This window comes from Alkalihalobacillus sp. R86527 (assembly GCF_042466185.1).
Taxonomy (GTDB): Bacteria; Bacillota; Bacilli; order Bacillales; family Guptibacillaceae; genus Guptibacillus.
The window spans coordinates 3,500,759-3,520,406 of the sequence record NZ_JAXHBW010000001.1 but is presented as its reverse complement, the minus strand read 5'-3'; the positions used below and the strand labels follow the sequence as shown (position 1 = coordinate 3,520,406).

The window sequence follows — 19,648 nt, the reverse complement described above, 5'->3', positions numbered from 1 at the left end:
TTAATCTAAGGAGGTATATATCATGGCTGAAAAAAATCTTTACGATGTAGCTAATGAGCTAGAAAGTGCTATGCGCGAGCATGAGGACTACACAAAACTTAAAGAACTATACGATCAGGTAAACCAAGATGAAGTTGCGAAGAAGTTATTCGATAACTTCCGTAACATGCAGATGGAGCTTCAACAGAAGCAAATGACTGGTCAACAAATTACTGAAGAGGAAGCTCAAACTGCTCAGCAACAAGTAGAACTTGTTCAGCAGCACGAAGTCATTTCTCAACTTATGCAACAAGAACAACGCATGAGCCAAGTAATCCAAGACATCAACAAAATCGTTACAAAGCCGCTTGAAGATCTATACGGTAAAGCTGACGAAGAAAACGTTGAACAATAAAAGAACAAAAAAAGAACTCTCGCAATTATTTGCGAGAGTTCTTTTTTTGTTCTTAGGAGCTTCATAATAGCTTGCTTATTTGAGCGAGGATTTTTTGTATACGTCACTCGGTATGGTAAATGAGCAAACTATCATGATCAAAAAGTTTATGAAGCTACGTTCTCTATTACTCCTACAACTTGAAATTGTGTTGGCTGTGTGATGATTTGTTCTTCTAATTCGCACTCAGGGCATTGTAGCTCGTGTTTCCCAACTTGAACCTTACCTCTAAATTCATGATCACATGTCGAGCATTTGTATATGTGTGGCTGAGTAATCGTCCCTACGCAATCAAACCTAATTCTCTCTTTACCTTTTGTCATGGTTCTTACCCCTTTCAAGTTTATGTTTGTAATGTTTTTGTAATGTAATTGGATTTATAGTAGAAGTTCCCACCTTATGAAAAACTTAAACGCATTTTTATGAAGAGTTTTTCCTAGAGAAAATTGTGTGATAGGACAAATTACACCTCTCATAAAGATAGATGATAGAGGGACGACTTTCAGGTGATAAGGGGGGGACGGCATGGTATATAAACTTTTAGCTCTAGATATTGATGGTACGTTGTTACGGTCTAACCATAAGATCGATAAGGAGACAAAGGAAGCCATTGAGTATGTGAAAGAAAAAGGTGTTTATGTCACATTGATCACTAGTCGTAATTTCGCATCTGCGAAAAAGATCGCAAAGTCAGTTAAGTTAGATGATTCCATTCTGGTTACACATAGTGGGTCATTTATTGCCCAAAACGTACAAGATCCGATTTATCAACAAAGAATCAGCAAGGATGATGTACGGGACATTATTCATATACTTGAGAAATTTGATTGCCATATTCGTATTATCCATGAGAGATTAGCTGTTGGAAATCGCGTGAACCAAAATCATTACCTGTCAGCCAAGATGACGCTCGGAATTGGAGATCCACTTTTCTATCCTGTGAATTTCGTTGAAACGTTGAGTGAGTATTTAGAGAAGAAAGAGTTGTCACCACCAAAGATCGATGCTCATTTCTTTAACGATGAAGAACGTGAGGAAGCAAAAAGAATTTTGGAAGATCTTATTCCTAACATATCGATCGTTCGTTCTACTAAATGTAACTTTGGTATCGTTCCGAAATCTGTATCCAAAGCGAAGAGCCTTAAACTTCTTGGTGATCATCTCGGTATTTCTGTGGATAGTATGGTAGTGATAGGTGATGCAGATTGTGATGGAGAGATGATTTACCAGGCCGGGCTGGGTGTTGCTATGGGGAATGCTCCAAATGAAATAAGAAGACTAGCTGATTGGGTGACACGATCAAATGATCAGCAAGGTGTGTCGTATATGGTAAAAGAAGTCTTCAGAAAACAAATGCGTCTTCAGCTAAAAAGGTAGTTCGTTCAACATCTACTGTCAAAAACTAGCGCTATCTCCTTCCATTCGAGGAGATAAGCGCTTTTTTATGAGACTTTTGACACATTTTCTAGAAATGAAAAGGCTTTCAGGGAAAAATATCTAATTAGTATATGTTTGATAATTTTGAAATTATGGAGGGTTATTAATGGAAAAAATTCTCGACATGAATCCTAAGGTAGCTGAATTCTTGAAAGGTAAGAAACAACTTTATATCAATGGTCAGTTTAAGGATTCTTTATCCGGAAGAACTTTTGACACGCTCAATCCCTCAACAGGTGAAGTACTTGCAACAGTAAGTGAAGGTGTAAAAGAAGATATTGATGAAGCGGTAATGGCGGCTAGAAAAGCATTTGATAGCGGTCCATGGTCTAAGATGTCAGCTTCAAAGAGAAGTAGAATCATTTACAAACTTGCTGATCTAATGGAAGAAAACAAAGAAGAATTAGCGATGATCGATACGCTAGATAATGGTAAGCCGATTCGTGAAACAAAAAATGCCGATGTGCCGCTTGCTATCGAGCATTTCCGTTACTATGCTGGATGGGCAACGAAAATTATGGGACAAACTATCCCAGTAAACGGTCCTTTCTTTAACTATACGCGCCATGAGGCTCTTGGAGTTGTAGGACAAATCATTCCTTGGAACTTCCCGTTACTAATGGCTGCCTGGAAGCTTGGTGCTGCTCTTGCAACAGGCTGTACGGTCGTTCTAAAGCCTGCTGAACAAACTCCACTTTCAGTTCTTTACTTAGCAGAACTGATGGAAGAAGCTGGATTCCCAGAAGGTGTTGTTAATATCGTTCCTGGTTATGGTGAAACAGCAGGGGACGCACTTGTAAAGCACCCTGAGGTTGATAAGATTGCCTTCACTGGTTCAACTGAAGTTGGTAAATACATTATGAACCAGGCTTCTAACGATCTTAAGAGAGTTACTCTTGAACTCGGTGGTAAGTCTCCAAATATCATCCTTCCAGACGCAGATATGACAAAAGCGATTCCTGGTGCTCTAAGTGGTATTATGTTCAACCAGGGTCAGGTTTGTTGTGCAGGTTCTAGGCTCTTTATTCAGAAGAAAGCTTATGACAATGTAATGGCTGACCTCGTAAGCCACAGTCAGAAGATTAAGCAAGGATCGGGTCTTGATCCGTCTACTGAAATGGGACCACTTGTTTCAAAAGAACAACACCAAAAAGTACTTCAGTATATTTCTAAAGGACAAGATGAAGGAGCAGAGCTTCTAACAGGCGGCCAAGTTCCTTATGAGAACGGATACTATGTTCAGCCGACGATCTTCTCAGATGTTGATGATAAAATGACGATCGCTAAAGAAGAAATATTTGGACCAGTTGTAGCAGCAATGCCATTTGAGGACTTAGACGAAGTTGTAGATCGTGCTAATGACTCGAACTATGGACTTGCAGCTGGGCTATGGACTGAGAACTTGAAGTCCGCTCACTATGTAGCAAATCGACTTAAAGCTGGTACAGTTTGGGTTAACTGTTACAATGCATTCGATGCAGCTTCTCCATTTGGAGGATATAAGCAATCTGGTATTGGTAGAGAAATGGGATCCTATGCATTGAATAACTATACGGAAGTTAAGAGTGTGTGGATTAACCTTAAATAATTTACTTATAAAAAAAACGCTAGTCCGATTTTGGACTAGCGTTTTTTTTTGGAGTTTTGTTTTTTTTTGGGGTCTAAACGGCTACTACCGCTTTTCATAGTCCAGCTGCGGTGACCAGGCTCTTCGAGTCGTTTCGCCAATCCAAATGAATACAAAAAGCGTGTTCTTTTGAATCGCCTCCAACGCTTGTCGAGCCTAAACGGTCACCTCCGCTTTTCGGTGTCCATCTGCGGCTCGCAGAAACTGCGATATTTCACTCTTTCAACAGAACACAAAGAACGTGTTCTATTTCAAGAGCTCCAATATCTCCGTTTCTAAGCGCTCGCCTTCACTTTTCGGTGTCCATCTGCGGCTTGCAGAAACTACGATATTTCACTCTTTCAACAGAACACAAAGAACGTGTTCTATTTCAAGAGCTCCAATATCTCCGTTTCTAAGCGCTCGCCTTCACTTTTCGGTGTCCATCTGCGGCTTGCAGAAACTACGATATTTCACTCTTTCAACAGAACACAAAGAACGTGTTCTATTTCAAGAGCTCCAATATCTCCGTTTCTAAGCGCTCGCCTTCACTTTTCGGTGTCCAGTTGCGGCTCGCAGAAACTGCGATATTTCACTCTTTCAACAGAACACAAAGAACGTGTTCTATTTCAAGAGCTCCAATATCTCCGTTTCTAAGCGCTCGCCTTCACTTTTCATTGTCCAGCTACAGTAGCCAGGTCCTCGGTCGCTTCACCTCTACGATTGAACACAAAGAGCGTGTTCATTCGTAGAGGTTCCAGCGCTTGTCGGACCTAAACGGCTACTTCCGCTTTTCAGCGTTGCAATACAATTAATTTACCTGTAGACGAAACCACTCTTGCTGGTTTGGATTCGAAGCCTTTTTCGTTTAGCATTTCTTGGCCGATTTTCTTTGCATCTTTGTCGTTTTGGGCTTCGAAGCTGTCGTCTAGGATGGTTGTTCCGTCTTTTTCGAATGCTGTGATAATGTATTTTTCCATGGTTTGTCCCTCCTACTAGTTATTATTCTACCGATTCAATTGATTGTTGTCACTTTTTTCAAAAAAGACGAATCTTTTAATATTCAAAAGCGTTATAGTAGTATGAGTGGGCAATAGTTTGAGATAAGGGGGAAAATGATGCTTCGATTAGAAAATGTTACGAAAAGGTTTGGCGCGTTTACGGCTGTCGATCATTTAAATTTATCGATTCCAGAAAACGAAGTGTTCGGATTGCTCGGTGGGAACGGAGCGGGTAAAACAACGACGTTTCGTATGTTGCTTCGTTTGATCGATCAGACTGATGGGACGATTACATGGAAAGATAACGATATTTCATATAATAAAAGTCATCTAATCGGTTATTTACCAGAGGAGAGAGGGCTTTATCCTAAGATGAAGGTGAAGGAACAATTAATTTACCTTGGTAAGTTAAGAGGGATGAAGAAAGAAGATATCGAGATTGAGATTAAGAAGTGGCTTGAACGTTTTGGTGTTCCGGAGAATGCTGATAAAAAAGTAGAGGACCTTTCAAAAGGAAACCAACAAAAAATACAGTTTATTGCTGCGGTAATCCATAAGCCAGAATTGCTTATTCTCGATGAACCCTTTAGTGGACTAGATCCAGTTAATGTAGAGCTATTGAAAGACGCGGTTCTCGATTTAAAGGCGAAAGGGACGACGATTTTGTTCTCTAGTCATAGGATGGAGCATGTTGAAGAGCTCTGTGAGCATTTGTGTATTTTACATAAGGGTAAGCCAGTGGTTAACGGTAATTTAAAAGAGATCAAGCAGTCATATGGCAAGAAGAATCTAATTGTGAATGTCGATTTCGATCTCGCTTTTCTGGCGAATATCCCCGGGGTACTTCGGATTAAGAACGGTGTGAATCATTCGATCATACAGATTGAAAGTGAAGCAGTTTCACAAGAAGTACTGAATGAGCTGTTGAAAAAAGGGTTTGTTAGACATTTTGCATTAGAAGAGCCCTCTCTGAATGACATTTTTATTGAGAAGGTAGGTGCTTCTTATGAATAAGTTGTTTATCGTCCTTTTTCAAACTTATTTCAACCGTTTGAAATCGAAACCATTTATCATTACAACGATGATTACTGTTCTATTTATTTTCTTAATTACAAACCTTCCAGGTATCATCGATTCGTTCGATAATGATGAAGCTGATCGTGTTGGTGTAATGGGATCAGACTCGTACTATACTCTTCTTGAGCAACAGCTCGATCTGATGGAGTCAGATATAGAGATTATGCCTTATGAGGGAAGTGAGGAAGAGGCTCAAAAAGATATAGATGATGGAAAAATAGATAGTTATCTTATTTTAGAGAATACAGCTGAAGAAGAACCTCAAGGTGTTTATAAGGCTGAAACCGTTGCTGAACAAAAGACACCCCAAGTGTTACAATCAGCACTTCAACAAATAAAAAGTTCAATAGCAGCTGAAGAAGCTGGGGTTACGCAAGAGCAACTTCTTAAGATTGACCAACCTGTTAATTTTGAAAAAGTTGCACTTGAAAAAGGGGCAAAAACGGAAGATGAGCTTGATCAGGCACGGGTGTTTGTTTATGTCTTGCTCTTCGTCATCTATTTCTCGGTCATCTTTTATGGAAATATGGTTGCAGTAGAAGTTGCTGCTGAAAAATCCTCTAGAGTTATGGAAATTCTTATCTCGAGTGTTTCGCCAGTTAAACAAATGTTTGGAAAGATTTTGGGAGTAGCTCTGTTAGGATTAACACAGTATGCCGTTATTTTCTTGTGTGGATATGTATTCCTTCAGTTTAAGGATGATGATTTAACAACAACTGGGTTTATGTCATTCTTGGACTTTAGTAACTTATCACCGTCTCTTGTAATTTACGCGGTTCTGTTTTTCATATTAGGGTATCTTCTCTACGCAACGATCCTTGCTATGGTTGGATCTCTAGTGAGTAGGGCTGAAGAAGTTCAACAAGTCATACTGCCTGTACAATTCTTAATTATCATTGCGTTTTTTATTGCGATGTTCGGACTATCGACACCTTCCGCTACAATCATAACCGTTACATCTTACGTTCCATTCTTCACCCCGGTCGTAATGTTCCTACGAATCGGTATGCTTTCTGTCCCGTTTTGGGAGATTGCTCTTAGTCTCGTACTCTTAATAGGAACGACGGTATTTTTTGCAGTACTTGGTGCAAAAGTTTATAGAGGTGGAGTACTGATGTACGGGAAATCTTCTTCTATTAAAGATATTGGAAAGGCACTTAAATTATCTAGTAAAGATAAATAATTTTAACCCGTTCAAGTAACTTCTACTTGAACGGGTTTTTTTATCTAGAAAAAGAGAGTGCGAACGTGCGCTCTGTCTGTTGTGGTAAACTTAAAGATAGATAGTCATAGAAGGAGTGATGAGTGATGAAAGAATTATCCTTCCTGCACTGTGCGGACCTTCACTTAGATAGACCTTTTTCAGGGGCTCAAAGCTTGCCGCCAGATATACATAACTTTGTAAAGGACAGTGCATACCGTTCATTTCGTAAAATTATCGACCTAGCAATCGATTCTAGCGTCGACTTTGTTTTGATAACAGGAGACTTATTTGATAGTAGTTATAGAAGTTTACAATCGCAAATGTTTTTATATCGAGAATTACAACGTCTTGATAAAGCTGGGATACAAAGCTTTCTTTCTCATGGCAACCACGATGCACTCGATGGAGATTGGATTACGATCGATTGGCCAAAAAGCAGCTATTTTTTCGGTTCAGAAGTAGAATCTGTTCCTTTCTATCGTGATGATCAAAAGCTTGCTGATATTCATGGGTTTAGCTATCCTCATCGGCATGTTACAGAGAATATGTCATTCCATTTTGAACGTATCGACGATGAGAATTTCCAAATTGGAATGCTTCACGGAAACGTAGAGGGAAACACAGATCATGCGTCTTATGCACCTTTTACTTTAACTAATTTAATCGATAAAAACTTTGATTATTGGGCTCTTGGGCATATTCATGTTCGAAATGTATTAGTAGAGGATCCTCCAATCGTATACCCAGGTAACATACAAGGGGCACACAGAAAAGAAATTGGAAATAAAGGGTGTTATCTCGTATCGATGGACGAAACAGAAGTAACGACTTCTTTTCACTCGACAGCAGATGTCATCTGGCAAAGAGAGTCTATTGATATTACGAAAGTTGAAACGATCCAAGATCTCCTCCGAACATGTGAAGATCTTCTTAATCATGAAAAGTATAGTACTGGTGGATATTTAGTCGAATTTGAATTTCAGGGAATTACTTCTCTTCACAATCAATTACTTCAAGATGATGTGCTTGATGACTTATTACAAGCTCTTCAAATTGGTAAAGAAGAGGAAGTAAGCGGATTTGTTTGGCCATATAAACTTTCATTACGTTCAAGACCTTCTTGGAATAGAGAGGAACTAAAGGGACAGGATGGATTTTTGCAAGATTTACTTACCGTTTCGGATGCTTACACTTTGGAGAATGTAGAGAAAGGGGTAGCTCCACTCTTTGAGCATCGACGAGCGAAAAAAGCTCTAGTTTCACTTGAGGAACCAAGTACTGTCATCAAAGAGGCTGAAGAAATGTTACTCTCTTATCTTCTAGATGATAAAGGAGGGAAGTCCTAATGAAGCTACTTGGATGGCATATATATGGATTTGGGAAATTCGAGGACTATAAAGTATCCTCACTCTCCGATCAGCTTCAAACGATATACGGAGAAAACGAAGCGGGTAAGTCGACATTAATCGCTTTTATTGAAAGTATATTGTTCGGATTTACTGTAAAGAAGGAAGAAAGTTATTTTGTGAAGAATCACTCTCGTACTGGAGGAAGTTTGTTTTTTGACATTGATGGAAGTCTTGTAACTATCGAACGTACGAGAGGTAAAGCTTCTGGAGATGTTCTTGTGCATTACAATGACGGTTCAACTGGAGATGAAGATGATCTATCTCATATCTTGCAGGGAATGGATCGCAAAACGTTTCGGCAATTATTCTTTTGTAATTTAAATACGTTATATGATCATACGGACCATACCGAAGATAGCTGGAACAGCATCCTTTACGAAGCTGGGATGACAGGTGGCGCTTCTCTTCTAACAATCGAAAAGGAATTGGAAAAACGACAAAGTGAGTTGTTTAAGCCTGGTGGGAGAAAGCCAATTATTAATGCGAAACTTGAGGAATGGGAAGGCACGAAGAAAAGCATTCGAGACTTAGAGAAAATAAATCGTACATACAACGACACTGTAGAAAAAGTCGAGGCACTAAAGAAAGTGAATGAAGACAATAAAGTGCTACTAAATAACTTTCAACAGAAACGTCGTGAACTAGATTATGAAAAGACAATTTTCCCTCTCGTAAAAGAAAAAACAAAACTACAAAGACAATTGCAATCTCTTCCTACCTTTACTCCTTTTCCGGAGGATGGGTTGTCTCAACTAGATAAGTGGAAAGAGCGGGTGGTCCTTTCGACAGGAGAGATTGATCATGCTCAAATTGAACAAGCTGATATACAGAAGGAGATTAACCAACAGGAGCTTCACGATCATCGCAATGTTATTAGAAGGGTGAATTATTGGAACGAACAAGTAATTGTCTATCGAACAAAAAACGAAGAAAAGAAGCGGTTAGAGAGAGAGAAGCAGGAGCTTTTCAGTAGTCTAGAATCAAGGTTAAAAGAAGTAGAACTCTCTGATCATCAATTAGAGAAAATGGTTACTTCTTTCAATGCGAAAGAAGAGCTTAAAGACCTTGTTGATCGCTATCAGAGGTCAAACCAGCAGTATGACTATTTAAATGAATCTCTACGGTCTGCACGTGATGAACTAGAAAGAGAGGAAGATGAATACCAGCGGTTACAGGATCGGAGACGTTCTCCGCAATCAAACGAGGTTACGACTAGGAAACCGAAACTTCAATCTTCTATTATTATGCTTTTCATTTCTATCGTGCTGTTTTTTGGAATCGGTGTTATTGAAAATTGGTTTTTAGCATTAGGTGCAGCAGGAATAGTAGTGATCGGTGCACTAGTGATGAGGGTGACTAGTGAGAAATACACGAGTTCTGAAGAACAGCAAACTGCAGAAAAACAGGAATTGAAAAGACAATCACAAAACATGAAAGAACATATTGATCGATTAAATAGGGTGTACACCAAAGCTGCTGAAAAAGTCGACCAATGGGAACTAGATAGGTTTCAGTTGGAAGAGTCACTGGAGAAATGGAGAATTTCTTATTCGTTTCATATTGAAGTAACACCTGAACGGTTGCTCGAATTATTTGATCGAGTTGTATTGATAAAACAATTGGAACAGGATTATAAGGGGATTGAAAGGCAGCTTGTGGAACTTGACTATGAGATGCGGGTAGTTGAAGATGGAATTAGGAATTTATGTGAAGCGATTGACGTTTCGTATTACGATGTTGAAACGGCTATGCAACAACTAATTTCACTTGCAGATGAACAAAAAGAAATCATGCAAAACATCGAAAGATTGAAAGATAGACTTACAACACTCCAACGTAAGGAAAAAGATGAACAAGCGAAGCTCCGTTCATTTAAGAACCAAATCGATCAGTTACTCCTCGATGCAGAAGTAAAAACAGAAGAAGAGTTTCGGATTAGAGGGAACGCGCAAAGTGAAGCAAGAGAACTATTGAGACAGAGAGTAATCGTTGATTCACAACTTGAGGGAGCAGAAGATGTTGTCCACTCATCTCTAACGGAGATCGAGGAGGAGAAGGCTAGAGTTGAGAAAGAAGAAGGAATTTTGATGAAAGAACAGCAAAAGCTATACCGAGATATCGCTAACCATCAGGAACAACTCCGAGCACTCACTGAAGATGGAACACTAGAAGATCTTCTATTGCAAAGTCAACAAAAGGAAGATGAACTACGCTCTTTTGGGAGAAAGTGGGCGGTACTGAAGGTGGCGTCAGACCTCTTACTTAAAGCGAAAGTAAAGTATCAAGATGAGCGTCTCCCAGCTGTGCTTCAAAGTGCTGAACGTTATTTTTCTAACATTACTGAAGGAAGGTATACTGCGATCTATGCTCCTAGAGAGAAAAGTAGTTTTCAAATTCATCACCAAGATGGCAGCATCTATCTCCCTTCTCAATTAAGTAGAGGTACAGTCGAACAGTTATACCTTTGCATTCGCCTCGCCCTTGTCTCTGTTACATCCATAAAGTTACCCGTATTTTTGGATGATATATTCGTAAACTTTGATGAAAAGCGCACTGAAGTCGCGAAGAATTTTATTAAAGAGTTTTCGAAAGAACATCAGGTCTTGTTACTAACTTGCCATCAAACGACAGTAGCAGGGCTCGATGAAAATATCATTAAGCTTGAACGTACTCCCTTTTCTGGTAAGGTAAACTAAAATGAGGTGATTGGATTTGGAAGAAACCTATAAAATTAATCTCGTAGAAGATGAAGAAAGCCTTGTTCAAATTTTGAGAACATATATGGAAAAAGAAGGATTTGAAGTGAAGACGTTTTTAAGTGGTGAAGAGGCGTTGGACAATATACATGATTCTTGTCACTTGTGGATTCTTGATATCATGCTTCCGGGTATAGATGGATATGAATTGCTCAAGAAAATCAAGGCGGAGAAGGATGTTCCAGTTATTTTCATTTCAGCAAGGGACGAGGATCTTGATCGCATTGTGGGATTAGAACTTGGAAGTGATGACTACATCGCGAAGCCATTTATGCCAAGAGAATTAATTATTAGAGCAAAAAAACTATTGAATAGAGTATATACACAAGCGTCTCAGAAAAAGTATGAAGTCTCGGAGTATCAGGTAGATCCAATCGCTCGTAAAGTTACCGATCGAGGCGAAGCGATCGAATTGACGACAAAGGAAATGGATTTGATCCTATACTTAGTTGAGCACGTGAATCAAACGTTATCTAGAGAGCAAATCCTCACGCATGTTTGGGGAGATGATTATTATGGTTCAGATCGAGCCGTGGATGATGTTATTAGGCGCGTTCGCAAAAAGATGCCTCGCATGAACTTAGAAACTTCTTATGGGCTAGGTTATCGGTTAATCACATGAATCTCATCCGGTTGAACTTAACAAAGCGCATATGGCTTTCGTTTATGATACTAGTTTTACTCGTAGGTGTAGTTATAGCGGTTATTTATCCTTTGTCGATCAAAGGAACATTAACGGAAGAAACGTATCAGATTATTGAAGCTGAACAGCAGAGGTATACGTTTCCTGATCGAGATGCTCCCCTTCCTCCTGAAACGGATCAGGACTTTATCGAACGGAGGGACGCTTCTCGTTCTGTTGGACATACCTTAATTACGAGACTCTATCGAGGACCACTTCAGGGAGACCCAATTCCTAATGAGGTGATCGTAGAGATGCGCAAGAATGCTCTCGACCAAAAGGCACCTAAAGCTAGATATGAACTGACTTATAACAATCAAGCGTCACTTTTTTATGTGATTTCAAAAGTTCAAGTGAATCGGCAAGAAGCATACTTTATTTCATATATGTGGGATACGTATCGCAATCAGATGATCGAGCGATTGTGGTGGAGACTCATCATTATCTTGGTGTTTGCGATGATTCTTAGTTTGTTACCCGCGATTTGGATTGCAAGGTACTTAAGGAGACCCCTTACCGTTCTAGGAGAGAGGTTTGATCAAATCGCAAACCGGAATTGGAAAGAACCCTTTGTTTGGGAGGGTGATGAAGAATTTCAAAAGCTATCGAATCAATTTGAATCGATGAGACAAAATTTAATGCGGTATGACAAAACTCAAAAGACGTTCATTCAACATGCTTCGCATGAGTTAAAAACACCAATCATGATCATCAAAAGCTATGCCCAATCTATAAAGGACGGCGTCATGCCTGATTCAATGGAAAATACGATGGACGTTATATTAAACGAATCAGACCGAATGGATCATAGAGTGAAGTCAATGCTCACCTATATCAAGTTAGATTCAATCGATGAACCTGAAGGAAACTATGAAACGTTTCGTTTCGGAGGTTTAGCTGAAGAGATTAGAGATCGATTCATGTATCAACGTGATGATGTTACGATTTCGATCGCTGGTGATAACATCATGTTATCAGCTGTTCAAGAGCAAATGCTTACTGCATTAGATAACCTCGTCCAGAATGCACTTCGATACGCTAAAAGCGACATACAGATGGAAGCAATAGAAGATAAAGAGTCGGTCCACATTAGCGTGAGTAATGACGGAGAACCGATTTTGTTCAAAGCGGGTGAGAAGGAAAGACTATTTGAACCGTTCCAAAAAGGTGACAAAGGCCAATTTGGGATTGGACTTGCTATCGTTAAGAAGGTAGCAGAGCGCCATAAGGGGTATGCGAAAGTTGAGAACAAGGAAAACGGTGTAACTTTCTCAATCGTTATCCCAAGAAAAGCCAATCGTAATTCATAACAAAATGAATCGAATCGATAGGCTCCTATGCTATACTAAGAAAATAGATTTTGACTCGGAGGTGGAAAGATGAAGGAAGCAAAGGGAATCGGTCACTCTAAAGTAGGTGAACCTGTCGATCAATACTTGCTGATCAAATCATCATTAAAAGGAGTAGCGAGTAACGGTAAGCCATTTTTAACGCTAATCCTACAGGATAAAACAGGAGATATTGAAGCCAAATTATGGGATGCTTCTCCAGAAGATGAAGAGAGCTTTGATGCTCAACAAATTATTAAAGTCACTGGGGACGTGAATAGTTATAGAGGTAGAAATCAACTTCGAATCAAAACGATTCGTCTAGCCACCGAAATGGATCAAGTAAAAGTGGGAGATTTTGTTGAATCTGCTCCACTTGAAGTGGATGACATTATGGAAAAGATTACACAGTACGTATTTGAAATGCGTAATCCTCGCATACAGCGAATTACACGTCATCTTATAAAAAAACATCAAAATGATTTTCTTACTTTTCCAGCGGCTACGAAAAATCATCATGAGTTTGTATCAGGATTATCCTATCATGTTGTTTCAATGTTAGATCTTGCGAAGTCTCTTGCTACTCTTTATCCATCGCTTGATACGGATTTATTGTATGGAGGCATCATCTTACATGATCTAGGGAAAGTCGTTGAGCTGTCTGGTTCTGTAGCAGCAAGCTATACGAAAGAAGGAAAATTACTAGGACACATTTCAATCATGGTGAATGAAATTGGACAAGCAGCAAAAGACCTAGAAATTGACGGAGAAGAAGTTACGCTCCTTCAACATTTGATACTTAGCCACCATGGTAAAGCTGAGTGGGGTAGTCCTAAACCTCCAATGATTCGAGAAGCAGAAATGCTCCATATGATCGATAACATCGATGCGAAAATGAATATGCTTGATCGTGCACTAGATAAAGTAGAGCCTGGTGAGTTCACTGATCGCGTATTCGCGCTTGATAATCGTTCATTCTATAAACCTAATACCCCAGCAAAGGTTCAAAAAGAACCTTCCAATTCATAAAGTTGTAGATCGATAGAGAATCGCTAGCAGGCGTTTCTCTATTTTACTGTTAGCTAACATCATAGTCATTGCTATGCTAGGAAGGAAAAGATGATGAAATTAAGAGAGTGGGATCGAAATCTAAAAATCCGCCTGTTGGGGGAAGGCATGATCAATGTTCTGTTCTGGATGTTTTTCCCGTTCATGGCTATCTATTTTTCTGATTCATTCGGGAAAGGGATGGCCGGGCTTCTTCTAGTGCTATCTCAAGTATTTGGTGTACTGGCCAATCTTGTCGGAGGCTACTGTGCAGATAAATATGGTCGGAAAAGAATGATGTTGATTGCTGCAATTGGTGAGGGAATGACGTTTCTTCTTTTTGCATATGCGAACTCACCCTGGCTTGTTTCGCCTGTTTTAACATTCTTGAGCTTTTCAGTCCTAGGAATTTTCGGATCACTCTATTGGCCTGCTAGTCATGCGATGGTAGCTGATGTAGTAGAAGAGAAGGATCGAAATGCCGTGTTTGCCGTTTTTTACACGGCTCTAAATATTTCAGTTGTCGTGGGACCTATACTTGGAGGAATCTTTTTCTTCCAGCATCGATTTGGTTTATTACTAACCGCTGCTATTGTGAGCTTCGGAGTTGCTTTCTTGATCGCAGCTTTCATTAGAGAAACAGCTCCAGATCAGATGGAGAAGAAGCTTGTTAAAGATTCTTCTACGAAATGGCAAGGGTTTTTGAAAGAGCAGCTCAAAGATTATAGAGTTATCGTGCAAGATAAAGTCTTCCTTCTATTCATTCTTGCTGGAATCTTTGTTGCCCAGACGTTTATGCAACTAGACCTCTTGATCGCTGTTCACCTTAGTGAATCAGTACAAGAACAAACCGTGAGTAAGCTTCTTGATATCAGAGCGAACGGGAAGGAAGTCTTTGGTTGGCTGATTGCTGAAAATGGATTGCTCGTAGCTCTGTTAACGGTGTATATGACCACAAAGATGAGTCGGTTTAATGAGAAGTATGTTTTTATTGTTTCTTGCTTGATCTATGCCATAAGTATGGTGATGTTTGGCTATACTACACACGTTTGGATCCTTGTTTTAGCTATGTTTGTGTTCACGATGGGTGAGCTTATGGTAGTAGGGATTCAGGAAGGATTCGTGTCGAGATTAGCTCCTGAACATATGAGAGGGCAATACTTTGCTGCAGCTAGTCTGCGATTTACAATAGGTAGAACGATTGCTCCTCTAGCTATCCCATTGACCGCAGTAATCGGATTTCCTTTAACGTTTTCTCTCATCAGTTTATTAGCGCTCGTTGCAGCATTGTTGTATTCCATCATGTTTAACATAAAAGAGGCAAAGGAAGAAGAGTTTCATCATAGAGTTCTATGATTGTGGCTAAAGATGGTATATTCCTTTCTATTCCTTCATAAGTTGTAGTAATCCAAAGAGCTTGTACGCAAGAAGTGAATGAAAGGGAGGCGCAAAAAGTGAGAAGAGGAATTCTTGTTATACTTGGAGTTTTATTTATTATTAGTATCCTCCAGCTTACTGAAATCTTTTCGACAGTTACTGCGTTTGCATCAAGTTTACCTTGGTGGATTTATTTTGTTTTAGCTGGAATCATTTACAGCGGGTATAAGTCCATGACCTTAACGGTTGAAGATCGGAAAGTTGATCAAATTCACATTGAAGAAGAAGGGAAAATCTATGTGAAACGGATGGAAGATGAGAAAGAAAGAAGAAAAAAAGCCCGTGTGAGCGGTCAATAAGCAATAAAAAAAGCCGAAAGGGAGTGTTCCCTCTCGGCTTTTATGTTATTCAGCGCTTTCTTCCGTTGCTTCCTTTTCAGCTTTTTGTTCTTTTTCTTTAAAAAGATCTTTAAACTGATCGTCTTTTACTTTAATGTCTGCTTCCTTGATTAATTCGTCGATTACAGCAGGAACATCTTTAGCGTTTTGTTGTAGATATTGTTCTTTCACTTCTTCTTTTGATTCTTTATAAGGTTTTACAGTTTTACTTTTTAGCTTGATGATGTGAAACCCAAATTGTGATTGAACGATATCACTAACTTCGCCTTCTTTTAGAGCGAATGCAGCTTCTTCAAATTCAGCAACCATGTCACCTTTTTTGAAAATGCCCAGGTCTCCACCATTTTGAGCTGATCCGTCTTTGGAATATTCTTTTGCTAGTTCGGCGAAATCTCCACCATCATTTAATTTTTCTTTGACTTCTTTTGCAGTCTCTTCATCATCAACTAGAATATGACTTGCTTCTAGCTCTGTAAAAAGATTTTGGTTTTCTTCATAGAACGTTTTTAATTTTTCATCTGATACATCTACGCCTTCGGTAGCTGCTTTCTGAGCAAGTAACTGTTTACGAACATCGGTCTTAAACTGCTCAAGATCTTTGTACCCATTTGCTTGTAGTGCTTCTTCAAGTTGTTCGTCTGACTCAAAGTTTTCTTTGATCTTGTCTAATTCAGCTTGTACTTCTTTGTCGGAAACATCATATTTATCTTCTAGAATTTTTGTTTGAACGAGATCGCTAAGTACAGTTTCACCAGCCTGATCTTTCATAGCCTGATAAAATTCTTCTTTCGTTATGTTACCAGCACCTGTTTCTACTACTACTTCTGAATCATCGCCAGAATTATTACTACATGCTGATATAGCAAGTATTGCGATGAAAGCAGTAAGTAAAATGAACATTTTTTTCATCAAGCATACACTCCTAAGCGTTAGTTAAATTTAACATTTTTGTGTCACAATTAATACTATAGCACAAATTGTATGATGAAGTTAAATTGCGTGAGAAATATGAGAGAAATTACATATTAAAGCGAAAGTCGAAAGCGTTGATTATAATAAAAAAGATGGGGCAATAGCCCCATCCAATAAGTGTGTAAATCGTTTTTAAGTAAAGAGAATTTCTACATAAGATGAAATAAGAAGAATGGTGATTAAAACATTAATCGTTCGAAATACATTAGGTTGCTTTTCTTCTGGAATATTCTTCTTCGTGCAAAGCGCATTCGTCATTGAGTTAAAAGCAAGTAGTATCATTGTTGCAAACAGGATGAAAATCAACCCGATAATTGTCATTTGAAAACCTCCCAGAGTCCAATTCGATAATTCGAAGGAATGTATAACAGTGTTTCCTTAAGCTGTCTATTCGTAGTATGATGAAAAAGATTCGTTCCACAAGGAGATGGTTAGATTGTTAAAACACAAATGGCGGACAGCCTTTATCGCACTTGCCTCTGTAGTCTTTATTGTTGTAGTGGCTATAGTTGGATTCTATCACTATTATTTCCCTGAAAGTGAGTTTGCTAGAATTCCAGATACGACGGCAGAAGAAGAGTCCTTTGAAACGACTTTTTCTATTCAGATGAAGAAAGACCAACTAAATGAGATTATAAACAATGAGCTAGAAAAGTATAGCGATAAACAAGAAAATCTCGGTTATAGTGTAAGCCTTGATGAGCTTGCAACGTTTCAAGGCTATATAACCCTCTTTAATCGAAAAGTTGATTTCTTTCTAAAATTTGAACCGCAGGTCCGACCTAATGGTGACCTCCTATTACAAGAAAAGGCATTTCAAATCGGAATTCTTGAGTTGCCTAGCGACAAAGTACTTTCTTTTATAAAAAAACAGGCATCGTTACCGCCTGAAATTACGATTGATGCCGAAGAAGGAACAATCTATATGGCTGTTAGTGATCTAGAGTTAAAGAATGGTATGAAATTAAGAGCGCAATCATTTGACCTACCGAATGATCAAATTATTTTCGATGCTTACTATCCTATTAACTAGATCTGTGATCCTATTGTTATTATGAAGGAAGTCTTATGAGAATTCAATACTGCCGGCTTTTGAGCTATATGCAAAAGAACAGAGCGCTTATGGATAGCGCTCTGTTTCGTTTCTTATATTGAATCGTTACAATTAAGATGCTCGTTTGATTAAGATGTGAAATCCTTCGCTACGATCCTCTACAAATGCATGTCTCGGAGCTTTGAATACTTGTGATGCATATAGAAAATCACTGAAACTAAAGCCGAGATTAATCGCACCAAGTATTGAGAAAAACGATACATATGCAGGCATTGTAATAGAGAAACCAATAGCAGCAGCTGTTATGACAATAGCTGGACTTAATGCAGCGGTCAGATAAAGGTTCCGTGAAATTGGATTACATGTTTCGCAATGCATCTTCGGGACGATTGCCATACCCTTTTCCAATCTCATTGTCGCTTTCATTCCAGCCAATGTTAAAGGAAGCCAGTGTAGAAGCTTATGAATAGGGAAAAGGATAGCCAACGAGCCAAGAAACGGCAAGATAGGCACAATCGCGTGTTCTGTTTTAGGATAGAACATACTGAACGTCAGGTAAAAAGCAATAAAGTAAAGTAACGTTAATAACGTTGAGAAAATCGTCAGTCGGTGTATTCCGAATTCGCGATTTAAATAGATTGATTTCCAGCAATTCATAAGGATCACCTGCTTCCGTCTAAGATGTAAATTATGATGAATACTCGTATACTGTACAGCGATTTTCTGCAGAAATCAATACGTTTTTTAGAATTGAAATATGTCAAAAAATTTTAGACAAAATACTCGTTTTTTCGCATTGGTTGTTATTGGAAAAGACGTTTTCATTCCTACCCTAGTCCGTTAAAATATAAGTACAATTGATCGCAGAGTGAGGAGTTATTTATAGATGGAATCTATTCACGAACGTCTTGATAAAATAGAATATCATAATCGTCTACTTGCTAGAATGTATGAAGAGAATGGCAAGTATCCTTTCTATAGACTAGTAATTGAGCAAGGTCTAACAGAAGAAGAGGTTGAAGGTGTTTTTCATCTTTGTGACGAGATACAGAAAAAAATGCATGAGCAAATGGAAGAGGGGCTTCTTAGCCGAACTTCATTGCTCACACATTTTGTTGGAATGTTAGATATGAAATTAAAGCCTTTACCTACTATTAAAGCGATACAGTCCCAAGAAGAGAAATACACAAATTTAATGACAGAACTTCTTTCTGCTTCTCCAGAAAACTAATAGGTGTTTTGTTCGTTCTCGTCCTTTACAAATTTCTCGTCTTTTGAGAATTCTCCTTCAAGCTTTGTAAATGATTTCTGGAATATCTCCAAAAAGTCATCACCATAAAGGCCCTTAATCACGCTCATCATTTCATTGAATTCTGGAAACTTCCCATAAAGCTCTCTAAGTGGCATAGATGCTTTCAAAACACTATCTCTGTTTGGTGAGTAATGTGCCCATGTTTGTTTGAGAAGTCTTTCGCCATCCTCTGTTAGCTGTACATATGTATTCCGTTTATCATTCTCTCTTTTTGAGAAAGTGAGTAGGGAGCGTGATTCGAGTTTTTTTGAAAAGTTAAACGCTGTCGAAACGTGCATAACCCCGAACTTCGCGATATCAGAAATCGAAGATCCATCAAGGTGGTAGGCGATGGATAAAATGTGATGCTCATTAATATTTAAGTCGAAGGGTTTTAACCATTCCTGCCAATCTCGTTCAACTGATTTCCAAAGCGCTTTGCTTAATTGACCGATTCGGTGGCTGAAAATCATAGCTTCTTGGATAGATATATCCTGACTACCTTTCATATTTGCCTCCTTAACAGATTTCCATCCTGATGGGGAAATCTATATTAGAATACTGTTATGATGTTGT

20 protein-coding genes are annotated in these 19,648 nt (G+C 38.8%); 14 read left to right on the top strand and 6 right to left on the bottom strand.

All coding sequences use genetic code 11. The annotated features are described in order from the left end of the window. The first annotated feature begins 22 nt into the window (after window positions 1-22). Entirely contained in the window at window positions 23-394 is a 372-nt protein-coding gene (locus SJY16_RS18340; protein ID WP_377891459.1) for a YlbF/YmcA family competence regulator, read from the top strand. Window positions 395-540: 146 nt separating this feature from the next. On the opposite strand, the gene SJY16_RS18335 is transcribed toward SJY16_RS18340, so the two are convergent. Beyond that, complete coding sequence (locus tag SJY16_RS18335; RefSeq protein WP_377891457.1) at window positions 541-756, bottom strand: hypothetical protein; 216 nt, start codon at window positions 754-756, stop codon at window positions 541-543. A 202-nt stretch (window positions 757-958) separates the two neighbouring features. Between SJY16_RS18335 and SJY16_RS18330 the strand changes: the two genes are divergently transcribed. Both SJY16_RS18330 and SJY16_RS18325 read left to right on the top strand, forming a co-directional pair. Then, window positions 959-1,810: a Cof-type HAD-IIB family hydrolase gene (locus SJY16_RS18330; protein ID WP_377891456.1), complete on the top strand. Its 852-nt coding sequence runs from the start codon at window positions 959-961 to the stop codon at window positions 1,808-1,810. Window positions 1,811-1,976: 166 nt separating this feature from the next. Next, a complete protein-coding gene (locus SJY16_RS18325) occupies window positions 1,977-3,458 on the top strand; it encodes an aldehyde dehydrogenase family protein (protein WP_377891454.1) in 1,482 nt (493 codons plus the stop codon). Between the two features lie 812 nt (window positions 3,459-4,270). On the opposite strand, the gene SJY16_RS18320 is transcribed toward SJY16_RS18325, so the two are convergent. Further along, on the bottom strand, window positions 4,271-4,456 hold the full coding sequence (locus SJY16_RS18320; RefSeq protein ID WP_377891453.1) for a YhzD family protein: 186 nt from the start codon (window positions 4,454-4,456) through the stop codon (window positions 4,271-4,273). A 135-nt stretch (window positions 4,457-4,591) separates the two neighbouring features. Here SJY16_RS18320 and SJY16_RS18315 point away from each other — a divergent pair, with 135 nt between their 5' ends. The 9 genes from SJY16_RS18315 to SJY16_RS18275 all read left to right on the top strand — a co-directional run bounded on the left by SJY16_RS18315 (window position 4,592) and on the right by SJY16_RS18275 (window position 15,716). Next, window positions 4,592-5,491, top strand: a complete 900-nt coding sequence (locus tag SJY16_RS18315) for an ABC transporter ATP-binding protein (protein WP_377891452.1) — start codon at window positions 4,592-4,594, stop codon at window positions 5,489-5,491. Beyond that, window positions 5,484-6,737 carry an ABC transporter permease gene (locus tag SJY16_RS18310; RefSeq protein ID WP_377891451.1) on the top strand — a complete coding sequence of 418 codons (1,254 nt, stop codon included), beginning with the start codon at window positions 5,484-5,486 and terminating at the stop codon, window positions 6,735-6,737. Before SJY16_RS18315 ends, SJY16_RS18310 begins: the two co-directional genes overlap by 8 nt. A gap of 125 nt (window positions 6,738-6,862) precedes the next feature. Then, a complete protein-coding gene (locus tag SJY16_RS18305; RefSeq protein ID WP_377891449.1) occupies window positions 6,863-8,104 on the top strand; it encodes a metallophosphoesterase family protein in 1,242 nt (413 codons plus the stop codon). Then, window positions 8,104-10,863 carry an ATP-binding protein gene (locus SJY16_RS18300; RefSeq protein ID WP_377891447.1) on the top strand — a complete coding sequence of 920 codons (2,760 nt, stop codon included), beginning with the start codon at window positions 8,104-8,106 and terminating at the stop codon, window positions 10,861-10,863. The genes SJY16_RS18305 and SJY16_RS18300 overlap by 1 nt, the downstream gene beginning before the upstream one ends. Window positions 10,864-10,879: 16 nt before the next feature. Then, window positions 10,880-11,545 (top strand): response regulator transcription factor, encoded by a 666-nt coding sequence (locus SJY16_RS18295; RefSeq protein ID WP_377891445.1) that lies wholly within the window; start codon window positions 10,880-10,882, stop codon window positions 11,543-11,545. 44 nt (window positions 11,546-11,589) lie between these two features. Continuing rightward, window positions 11,590-12,915, top strand: coding sequence for a sensor histidine kinase (locus SJY16_RS18290; protein WP_377891443.1), 1,326 nt, complete (start codon window positions 11,590-11,592; stop codon window positions 12,913-12,915). A gap of 69 nt (window positions 12,916-12,984) precedes the next feature. Beyond that, window positions 12,985-13,962 carry a 3'-5' exoribonuclease YhaM gene (gene yhaM, locus SJY16_RS18285; RefSeq protein WP_377891441.1) on the top strand — a complete coding sequence of 326 codons (978 nt, stop codon included), beginning with the start codon at window positions 12,985-12,987 and terminating at the stop codon, window positions 13,960-13,962. 90 nt (window positions 13,963-14,052) lie between these two features. Then, entirely contained in the window at window positions 14,053-15,336 is a 1,284-nt protein-coding gene (locus SJY16_RS18280; RefSeq protein ID WP_377891439.1) for an MDR family MFS transporter, read from the top strand. A gap of 98 nt (window positions 15,337-15,434) precedes the next feature. Beyond that, window positions 15,435-15,716: a sporulation YhaL family protein gene (locus SJY16_RS18275; RefSeq protein WP_377891438.1), complete on the top strand. Its 282-nt coding sequence runs from the start codon at window positions 15,435-15,437 to the stop codon at window positions 15,714-15,716. A 45-nt stretch (window positions 15,717-15,761) separates the two neighbouring features. Here the strand turns inward: SJY16_RS18275 and SJY16_RS18270 are convergent, their stop codons facing one another. After that, the gene (locus SJY16_RS18270) at window positions 15,762-16,664 is read right to left on the bottom strand and encodes a peptidylprolyl isomerase (protein ID WP_377891436.1); all 903 of its coding nucleotides are present in this window, start codon (window positions 16,662-16,664) and stop codon (window positions 15,762-15,764) included. 195 nt (window positions 16,665-16,859) lie between these two features. Next, complete coding sequence (locus SJY16_RS18265) at window positions 16,860-17,039, bottom strand: hypothetical protein (RefSeq protein WP_224884855.1); 180 nt, start codon at window positions 17,037-17,039, stop codon at window positions 16,860-16,862. A gap of 124 nt (window positions 17,040-17,163) precedes the next feature. Here SJY16_RS18265 and SJY16_RS18260 point away from each other — a divergent pair, with 124 nt between their 5' ends. Next, complete coding sequence (locus tag SJY16_RS18260) at window positions 17,164-17,760, top strand: YpmS family protein (RefSeq protein WP_377891434.1); 597 nt, start codon at window positions 17,164-17,166, stop codon at window positions 17,758-17,760. Between the two features lie 132 nt (window positions 17,761-17,892). Here SJY16_RS18260 and SJY16_RS18255 read toward each other — a convergent pair whose 3' ends face one another. Next, the gene (locus tag SJY16_RS18255) at window positions 17,893-18,438 is read right to left on the bottom strand and encodes a DUF3267 domain-containing protein (RefSeq protein ID WP_377891432.1); all 546 of its coding nucleotides are present in this window, start codon (window positions 18,436-18,438) and stop codon (window positions 17,893-17,895) included. A 229-nt stretch (window positions 18,439-18,667) separates the two neighbouring features. Between SJY16_RS18255 and SJY16_RS18250 the strand changes: the two genes are divergently transcribed. After that, on the top strand, window positions 18,668-19,012 hold the full coding sequence (locus SJY16_RS18250) for a DUF1878 family protein (protein WP_377891431.1): 345 nt from the start codon (window positions 18,668-18,670) through the stop codon (window positions 19,010-19,012). Here SJY16_RS18250 and SJY16_RS18245 read toward each other — a convergent pair. Further along, window positions 19,009-19,581, bottom strand: coding sequence for an HTH-type transcriptional regulator Hpr (locus tag SJY16_RS18245; protein WP_377891429.1), 573 nt, complete (start codon window positions 19,579-19,581; stop codon window positions 19,009-19,011). The genes SJY16_RS18250 and SJY16_RS18245 overlap by 4 nt on opposite strands. Window positions 19,582-19,648 lie beyond the last annotated feature (67 nt).

What these genes read in the sequence shown, in the direction of transcription:
- SJY16_RS18340 (WP_377891459.1), top strand. Translation starts at nt 23, where the DNA reads ATGGCTGAAAAAAATCTTTACGATGTAGCTAATGAGCTAGAAAGTGCT.
- SJY16_RS18335 (WP_377891457.1), bottom strand. Translation starts at nt 756, where the DNA reads ATGACAAAAGGTAAAGAGAGAATTAGGTTTGATTGCGTAGGGACGATT.
- SJY16_RS18330 (WP_377891456.1), top strand. Translation starts at nt 959, where the DNA reads ATGGTATATAAACTTTTAGCTCTAGATATTGATGGTACGTTGTTACGG.
- SJY16_RS18325 (WP_377891454.1), top strand. Translation starts at nt 1,977, where the DNA reads ATGGAAAAAATTCTCGACATGAATCCTAAGGTAGCTGAATTCTTGAAA.
- SJY16_RS18320 (WP_377891453.1), bottom strand. Translation starts at nt 4,456, where the DNA reads ATGGAAAAATACATTATCACAGCATTCGAAAAAGACGGAACAACCATC.
- SJY16_RS18315 (WP_377891452.1), top strand. Translation starts at nt 4,592, where the DNA reads ATGATGCTTCGATTAGAAAATGTTACGAAAAGGTTTGGCGCGTTTACG.
- SJY16_RS18310 (WP_377891451.1), top strand. Translation starts at nt 5,484, where the DNA reads ATGAATAAGTTGTTTATCGTCCTTTTTCAAACTTATTTCAACCGTTTG.
- SJY16_RS18305 (WP_377891449.1), top strand. Translation starts at nt 6,863, where the DNA reads ATGAAAGAATTATCCTTCCTGCACTGTGCGGACCTTCACTTAGATAGA.
- SJY16_RS18300 (WP_377891447.1), top strand. Translation starts at nt 8,104, where the DNA reads ATGAAGCTACTTGGATGGCATATATATGGATTTGGGAAATTCGAGGAC.
- SJY16_RS18290 (WP_377891443.1), top strand. Translation starts at nt 11,590, where the DNA reads ATGATACTAGTTTTACTCGTAGGTGTAGTTATAGCGGTTATTTATCCT.
- yhaM (WP_377891441.1), top strand. Translation starts at nt 12,985, where the DNA reads ATGAAGGAAGCAAAGGGAATCGGTCACTCTAAAGTAGGTGAACCTGTC.
- SJY16_RS18280 (WP_377891439.1), top strand. Translation starts at nt 14,053, where the DNA reads ATGATGAAATTAAGAGAGTGGGATCGAAATCTAAAAATCCGCCTGTTG.
- SJY16_RS18270 (WP_377891436.1), bottom strand. Translation starts at nt 16,664, where the DNA reads ATGAAAAAAATGTTCATTTTACTTACTGCTTTCATCGCAATACTTGCT.
- SJY16_RS18255 (WP_377891432.1), bottom strand. Translation starts at nt 18,438, where the DNA reads ATGAATTGCTGGAAATCAATCTATTTAAATCGCGAATTCGGAATACAC.
- SJY16_RS18250 (WP_377891431.1), top strand. Translation starts at nt 18,668, where the DNA reads ATGGAATCTATTCACGAACGTCTTGATAAAATAGAATATCATAATCGT.
- SJY16_RS18245 (WP_377891429.1), bottom strand. Translation starts at nt 19,581, where the DNA reads ATGAAAGGTAGTCAGGATATATCTATCCAAGAAGCTATGATTTTCAGC.